We start from the raw sequence: 1,410 nt of genomic DNA on the forward strand, positions 1-1,410 counted from the left end.
GGCGCCGGTTGGTCCACGCAGTCTGAGCTGCCTCAGCTTCAGAACCCGTTTCAGGTGGGCAAAGCACATCTCGACCTTCTTTCGCTCCCGCCGCAAGCGAGCATAGGCATTGGTCTTCGAGAGTTCGCGCGCCAGGTCGCGCGCTCCCTCGTGGACGTGCCTGGTGACCTTCCGCTGGGGTGTCTTCGGGCAGCATCGTAGCTTCAGTGGGCAGGCTTCGCAGTCCGCTTTCAGGGCGTAGTATCGGACGATGCCGTCAGTGCACGGCTTGGCTTTCGCCGCCCGTCCAGCTCGACGGTATCGAACCAGCTCCTTCCCGGAGGGGCAGATGTAGCGGTCGCCCTCGAGTTCGTACCGAAAGTCTTCGCGGCTAAATGTACCGTCGCGGCGTCGGCTCTTATCAAAGACCGGGATGTGCGGCTCGATCCCGTTCGGCGGGCAAACGCGGGTCCTTCCACGTTTGCTTTCCCGCCTCACCCTCGACCAGCCAACCGAGCATCTCCGCAGAGCCGTAGCCCGTGTCTCCAGCAAGGCGCTCCGGGTAGAGGGCGTGGCGTTCTTCGGTCCGTTCGATCATCCTCTTCGTCGCCAGAACCTCACCCTGCCGGATCGCGGTGCTGGGCTCGACGTCGACGATCACCGCGTTCTCGTTACGGGTGAGATAGTTGACGCTGTAGGCAAAAAAGGCTGGCCCGCGATGCGCGCCGGTCCAGCGCGAGGCGGGATCGGTCGCGGAGATGAACTTCGGCACCTTCGTCGTCGCGGCACCGAAGGCAGCATCGTCTAGGGTCTCAAGATACTCCGCGATGGCACGGCTGGTCTTGTCGGGAGGCAGGCCTTCCTCGCCCGGCGGTCCCTTGCAGCGGTCGGCGTCCGCCGCGATCAGGTTCGCATCCACGGAGAAGCCTTCGCCGCCCACCAGTCCTTCGGCCATGCATCGCCGAACGACCTCGTCGAAGAGCTGCCGGAAGAGATCGCTCTCGCGGAAGCGCCCGTGCCGGTTCTTCGAGAAGGTCGAGTGGTCGGGCACTTGCCCGTCCAGGCCGAGCCGACAGAACCACCGGTAGGCGAGGTTAAGGTGAACCTCCTCGCAGAGGCGCCGCTCCGACCGGATGCCGAGGAGATACCCCACCAAAAGCATCCGGATCATGAGTTCGGGACAGACCGATGGGCGCCCAGTCGAGCTATAGAAGGACTGAAGCTTCGTTCTGACGCCTGCCAAATCGATGAACCGGTCCACCGAACGGAGCAGGTGATCCTTCGGTATGAACCCTTCGAGCGAGAACTCGTAGAACAGCTGCTCCTGCCCACTCAGCCGATCGCCCATCATCGCCAGCATCTCCAACGCTTCGCAAAGAGATCAGACGTGTTCGGCCTACGGACGAAGTGAGTTTTTCAACACAATCGCGC

General features: G+C 63.0%; 1 pseudogene. It reads right to left on the bottom strand.

Going from position 1 to position 1,410, the window contains the following annotated elements:
- A pseudogene (locus NOG11_RS14835) lies at nt 1–1,330 on the bottom strand (transposase); the annotation flags it as partial.
- Nucleotides 1,331–1,410: the final 80 nt, after the last annotated feature.

This window comes from Parvularcula maris, from assembly GCF_024505085.1.
In the GTDB taxonomy this organism is placed as follows: Bacteria; Pseudomonadota; Alphaproteobacteria; order Caulobacterales; family Parvularculaceae; genus Parvularcula; species Parvularcula maris.